At 74.6% G+C, this 5,201-nt stretch carries 5 protein-coding genes; all 5 read left to right on the top strand.

All coding sequences use genetic code 11. The annotated features are described in order from the left end of the window. The first annotated feature begins 101 nt into the window (after nt 1-101). The 5 genes from JZ5iCDA_RS15310 to JZ5iCDA_RS15290 all read left to right on the top strand — a co-directional run bounded on the left by JZ5iCDA_RS15310 (nt 102) and on the right by JZ5iCDA_RS15290 (nt 5,068). The gene (locus tag JZ5iCDA_RS15310; protein ID WP_366246682.1) at nt 102-1,436 is read left to right on the top strand and encodes a PP2C family protein-serine/threonine phosphatase; all 1,335 of its coding nucleotides are present in this window, start codon (nt 102-104) and stop codon (nt 1,434-1,436) included. Next, entirely contained in the window at nt 1,433-3,070 is a 1,638-nt protein-coding gene (locus JZ5iCDA_RS15305; protein ID WP_069387935.1) for a sensor histidine kinase, read from the top strand. Before JZ5iCDA_RS15310 ends, JZ5iCDA_RS15305 begins: the two co-directional genes overlap by 4 nt. Further along, nucleotides 3,067-3,507, top strand: a complete 441-nt coding sequence (locus JZ5iCDA_RS15300) for a response regulator (RefSeq protein ID WP_069387933.1) — start codon at nt 3,067-3,069, stop codon at nt 3,505-3,507. The genes JZ5iCDA_RS15305 and JZ5iCDA_RS15300 overlap by 4 nt, the downstream gene beginning before the upstream one ends. Nucleotides 3,508-3,656: 149 nt before the next feature. Further along, complete coding sequence (locus JZ5iCDA_RS15295; RefSeq protein ID WP_069387932.1) at nt 3,657-4,583, top strand: proteasome assembly chaperone family protein; 927 nt, start codon at nt 3,657-3,659, stop codon at nt 4,581-4,583. Nucleotides 4,584-4,864: 281 nt separating this feature from the next. Next, nucleotides 4,865-5,068: a cold-shock protein gene (locus JZ5iCDA_RS15290; protein ID WP_069387931.1), complete on the top strand. Its 204-nt coding sequence runs from the start codon at nt 4,865-4,867 to the stop codon at nt 5,066-5,068. Nucleotides 5,069-5,201: the final 133 nt, after the last annotated feature.

Here is a 5,201-nt window from a genome sequence, read left to right as displayed (position 1 = left end):
CCCCCGGCCGGCCCGCGTGGCCCCGCGCCGCGTCGTCGGCGGGCCGCGGGCGGCGGACGGTTAGGATCGGGGGCCATGGCGACCAGTGGGGAGCGCTCGTCGTGACCGCGGCCGACCCGCGCGCTCCCGCCCACAGCCCCGCGCCCCGCCTCGAGGCGGACGGCGGGGGCCTCGCCCCGCTGCCCGCGCTCGTCACGCCGACGGACGTCCTGCGGATCCTCCTCGTGGAGGACGACGACGGCGACGCCATCCTCGTCGAGGAGCTCCTGTCGGACGCGAGCCTCAAGGTCGAGCTCCACCGCGCGACGACGCTCGACCACGCCCTCGACCTGCTCCCCGCCCGGCCCGTCGACTGCGTGCTGCTCGACCTGGGCCTGCCCGACTCGGTCGGCCTGTCGGCCGTGGGACGGCTGCGCGCGGGCACCAGCCCGCCCGCGCTCGTCGTGCTCACCGGGCACTCCGGGATCGACCTGGGCGTCCAGGCCGTCGCCGCGGGCGCCGACGACTACCTCGTCAAGGGCGAGGTCGACGGCGACCTCCTCGGCCGGTCGGTCCGCTACGCCGTCCAGCGCCGCAAGGCGGAGGAGCAGCAGCGGGCGCTGTACCGCAGCGAGGTCCGGGCGGCCGAGGCACGTCGCCTCGAGCGGGCGCTCCTGCCGACGCCGCTCGTGCAGGACGAGCGGCTCTCCGTCATGGTCGGCTACGTCCCCGGGGGGAACGGGCTGCTCGGCGGCGACTTCTACGACGCCGTGGAGCGTCCCGACGGCTCGGTGCTGTGCGTCATCGGCGACGTCGCGGGCCACGGCCCCGACGAGGCCGCGCTCGGCGCGACCCTGCGCACCGCGTGGCGCACCATCGTCCTGTCCGACGCGGCGCCCGACGCCGTCCTGCCCCTCCTCGAGCGCGTCCTCGTCCCCGAGCGCGCGCGCCCCGAGGTGTTCGTCACGCTGTGCCAGGTCGTCGTCGACCCGCAGCGCCGGTACGCCGACGTCTACCTCGCCGGACACCTCGCGCCGCTGCTCCTCCTGCGCGGCACGGCCACCGAGATCACGCCCACCGCCCGCGGCCGCGCGCTCGGCATCCCCGTCGACGGCGGCTGGACCGCCCAGCGCGTCGAGCTCGGCGCGCAGTGGGCGTTCGTGCTCTACACCGACGGGCTCGTCGAGGCCACGCTCGCCGTCCCCGACGCCACCGACGACGCGCGCCCCGCGCGCGCCCAGCGGCTCGGCACCGACGGGCTGCGGCGCACCGTCGACGCGGCGCTCGCGGACGGCGCGGAGGGCGTCGTCGAGCGCGTCATCCGCCGGGTCCGCGACCTGCACGGCGGCCCGCTCGCCGACGACGCCGCGCTCCTCGTGGTCGGGCGCTTCGGCGACGGCCGCGGGCCGGGCGAGCGCACCGCGACGCTCGCCGACTCCGACGAGTGGTCGCGGTGAGCGCCCCGAGGTCGGCCGGGACGCTGCGCCGGCGCCTCGGCTGGGCCCTTGTCGGGGCCGGGCTCGTGGTGCTCGTCGTGCTCACGACGTCGGCCTTCGCGCTCTCCCGCGTGCTCGGTCTCCAGGAGGCCGTGACGGGTCCGTACTTCGAGGCCGTCACCCGGGGCGACACCATGTCGTACGCGCTCCTCGACGCCGAGACCTCCGTGCGGGCCTACGTGCGCACGGGGGACCCGACGGCGATCGAGTCGCTCTACCGCGTCCTCGGCAGCGACGACCACCCCGTCGTGCCCGACCTGGAGTCCGTCGAGGGGCTGGACCCCGACCCCGAGCTCGTCGCGGCGGGCGACGCCGCGCGCACGGCCGTCGAGGCGTGGCTCACGGAGTACGCCGAGCCGGCGATCGCCGCGGTGGAGGACGGCGGCGTCGGCTCGGTACGGGCCGTCGACCGCGCGCGCGGCGCCGAGCTGTTCGCCCAGGCCCGGCTCGCGACGTCCGACTACGTCGCCGAGGTGCGCGGGGAACGGCTCGACCGACTGGACGCGCTCGAGCGCTGGGACCGCGTGCTGTTCGGCAGCGTGCTCGTCCTCGTGGGCGCGGCGCTCGCGGTCGGCATCGTGCTCTGGGTGTGCCTCAAGCGCTGGGTCACCGAGCCCCTCGCCGGCCTCGCGCACCGCGTCCGCCGCGTGAGCTCCGGGCGGCTCGAGGAGCCGGTCGAGACCTCGGGCCCCGGCGAGATCGCCGACCTCGCGCGTGACGTCGAGCAGATGCGCGTCGCGCTCGTCGGCCAGGTCGCCGAGATCCGCGCGTCGCACGAGGAGGCGGCCCGCTCCCACGCGCTCCTCGCGGAGCAGGCGCAGGAGCTCGAGCGCTCGAACCGGGACCTCGAGCAGTTCGCCTACGTCGCGTCGCACGACCTGCAGGAGCCGTTGCGCAAGGTCGCGAGCTTCACCCAGCTGCTCAAGAAGCGTTACGGCGGCCAGCTCGACGACCGGGCCGACCAGTACATCGACTTCGCCGTCGACGGCGCCAAGCGCATGCAGCGCCTCATCCAGGACCTCCTCGGCTTCTCGCGCGTCGGCCGCACGGGCACCGAGCGGGTGGACGTGGACCTCGAGCAGGCGCTCGCGACGGTCCTCGACGACCTGTCCGAGACCCTGGAGTCCTCCGGCGCGACCGTGACCCACGACCCCTTGCCCGTCGTGGTGGGGGAGCGCGCGCTCCTGCACCAGCTCCTGGCGAACCTCGTCGGGAACGCCGTGAAGTTCCGCCACCCCGACCGCGCCCCGCACGTGCACGTCGGGGTGCTCGCGCACGCCACGCACTGGGAGCTGTGGGTCGCGGACAACGGCATCGGGATCGACGCCGAGTACGCCGACCGGGTGTTCGTCATCTTCCAGCGGCTGCACCCCAAGGACGTGTACGAGGGGACGGGTATCGGGCTCGCGCTGTGCAAGCGCATCGTCGAGTACCACGGGGGCCGCATCTGGATCGCGCCGCGCGAGGACGGCGCCGAGGGCACGACGGTCCGCTTCACGCTCGCGCACGGGTACACGTACGCCGACGTCGGCTACGCTCGCCCCGACCACGACGCCCGGGGCGGGGCGCGCGACGACGAGGAGATCACCGCATGAGCCACGGCACCAAGCCGATCGACGTCCTGCTCGTCGAGGACGACCCGGGCGACGTGCTCATGACGCGCGAGGCGTTCGAGGACCACAAGGTCACGAACCGCCTCTCGGTGGTCTCGGACGGCGTGAGCGCGCTCGAGTTCCTGCGCAAGGAGGGCGAGCACGCCGGCGCACCGACGCCCGACCTGATCCTGCTCGACCTCAACCTCCCGCGCATGGACGGGCGCGAGGTCCTCGCCGCGCTCAAGGCCGACGAGGCGCTGCGCAAGATCCCGGTCGTCGTGCTCACCACCTCGGAGGCCGAGGAGGACGTCGTGCGCAGCTACTCGCTGCACGCGAACGCGTACGTGACGAAGCCCGTCGACTTCGACCGGTTCATCGACGTGGTCCGCCAGATCGACGACTTCTTCGTCTCGGTGGTCCGCCTCCCCGGTCGCTGACCGCCCCGCCCCCGCCCCCGCCTCCGGCCCCGACCGGCCCGACGAGCCGGCCGGCCCGGGAAGGATCCGTGCGGGCCGTGCGTTGTCGACCACAGGCCCACCGGCCGTGAGGGACCGCCGGACGGGCGCAGACGTGACGAGGAGGAAGCATGCTGGATCCTCGGGGGATCTACGAGCTCGACGAGGACGCGGTCGCGCGCCTGTGGCCGAGCGCGCCGGAACCCGGCGCAGGCCCGGTGCTGCTGCACGCGGTGGCCGGTTTCGTCGACGCGGGCAGCGCGGGCGAGCTCGCGGTCGAGCACCTGCTCGAGGTCGGCCAGGTCACGCGCGTCGTGACGTTCGACGTCGACCAGCTGCTCGACTACCGCTCGAAGCGCGCGACGATGACGTTCAGCAGCGACCACTGGTCGGACTACGACGAGCCGCACCTCGTGATCGACCACGTGCGCGACGCGGAGGGCACCGGGTTCCTCCTGCTGCACGGCGCGGAGCCGGACGTCCAGTGGGAGCGCGTCGTGGCGGCGGTGCAGGACGTCGTGGAGCGGCTCGGCGTCTCGCTGACCGTCGGCTTCCACGGGATCCCGATGGGCATCCCGCACACGCGGCCGCTGTCCGTGACGGCCCACGCGACGCGTCCGGAGCTCCTCGGCGAGCACTCCTCGTGGTTCGGCACCGTGAAGGTGCCCGCGAGCCTCGCGGCGCTCCTGGAGCTGCGCCTCGGCCGCGCCGGCCACGACGCGGTGGGCTACACGGTCCACGTGCCGCACTACCTCGCGCAGTCGTCGTACCCGCCGGCCGCCGTCGTGGCGCTGGACCACGTCCAGCGGCTCACCGGGCTGGACCTCGCGACGGCCGGGCTCGCCGGCGCGGCGCAGGAGGCGACCGCCGAGGTCGAGCGGCAGGTCCGCGACTCGGAGGAGGTGGCCGCGGTGGTGCACGCTCTCGAGGAGCAGTACGACGCGTTCGCCCGGGCCGCCGGGCGCACGAGCCTGCTCGCCGAGTCGGCACCGATCCCCACGGCGGAGGAGCTCGGCGACGAGTTCGAGCGCTTCCTCGCGCAGCAGTCGGGGGACTGACCCCGGACCGCCCGGGCGCCGCCGTGCGTCCGTCGCGCCACGGTATGTCCGGAAAAATGGCCACGAGAGGTGGCCTTCTTCCGTGGCGTATCCCACACCGTCCGTGCCACACTGTCACCCGTTGCAGTGGCGTACTTGCGCACGACCCGGTGGCGGGCACCCTTCCGGCCCTGCCTGCTGGTCCACCGGCGAAGGACGTGGGACATGGCATTGCGGCGCACGGGCGGGCGAAGGGTCCGCCCGCTGGTGTCCCCGGATGGACAGAAGGTCAGAGGAAGAGCATGGCGCAGGGTTCTGTGAAGTGGTTCAACGCCGAGAAGGGCTACGGCTTCATCGCGCAGGACGGCGGCGGTGCCGACGTCTTCGTGCACTACTCGGCGATCGAGACGCAGGGGTACCGCACGCTCGACGAGGCGCAGCGGGTCGAGTTCGAGATCACTCAGGGTCCCAAGGGCCCGCAGGCGGAGAACGTCCGCCCGCTCTGACGGCCGCCCGGCGCCCCGCGCGGGCGTCTGCGGTCCTCGCGCTGGAGCCGCGTCCCGGCCACGGGGCGCGGCTCTCGTGCTGTCCGCGGGCCCGTCACCGGGTGCGCGCGGCTGCCGTCGCCCCCGAGCCGAC

The sequence above is a fragment of the Cellulosimicrobium cellulans genome, from assembly GCF_001722485.1.
Classification (GTDB): domain Bacteria; phylum Actinomycetota; class Actinomycetes; order Actinomycetales; family Cellulomonadaceae; genus Cellulosimicrobium; species Cellulosimicrobium cellulans_A.
Note: the sequence above shows the minus strand (reverse complement) of the source record. Positions and strands in the feature narration are given on the sequence as shown.

Excerpts from the sequence above, each read along its gene's own strand:
- JZ5iCDA_RS15295 (WP_069387932.1), top strand. The coding sequence starts at position 3,657 with ATGCTGGATCCTCGGGGGATCTACGAGCTCGACGAGGACGCGGTCGCG.
- JZ5iCDA_RS15300 (WP_069387933.1), top strand. The coding sequence starts at position 3,067 with ATGAGCCACGGCACCAAGCCGATCGACGTCCTGCTCGTCGAGGACGAC.
- JZ5iCDA_RS15290 (WP_069387931.1), top strand. The coding sequence starts at position 4,865 with ATGGCGCAGGGTTCTGTGAAGTGGTTCAACGCCGAGAAGGGCTACGGC.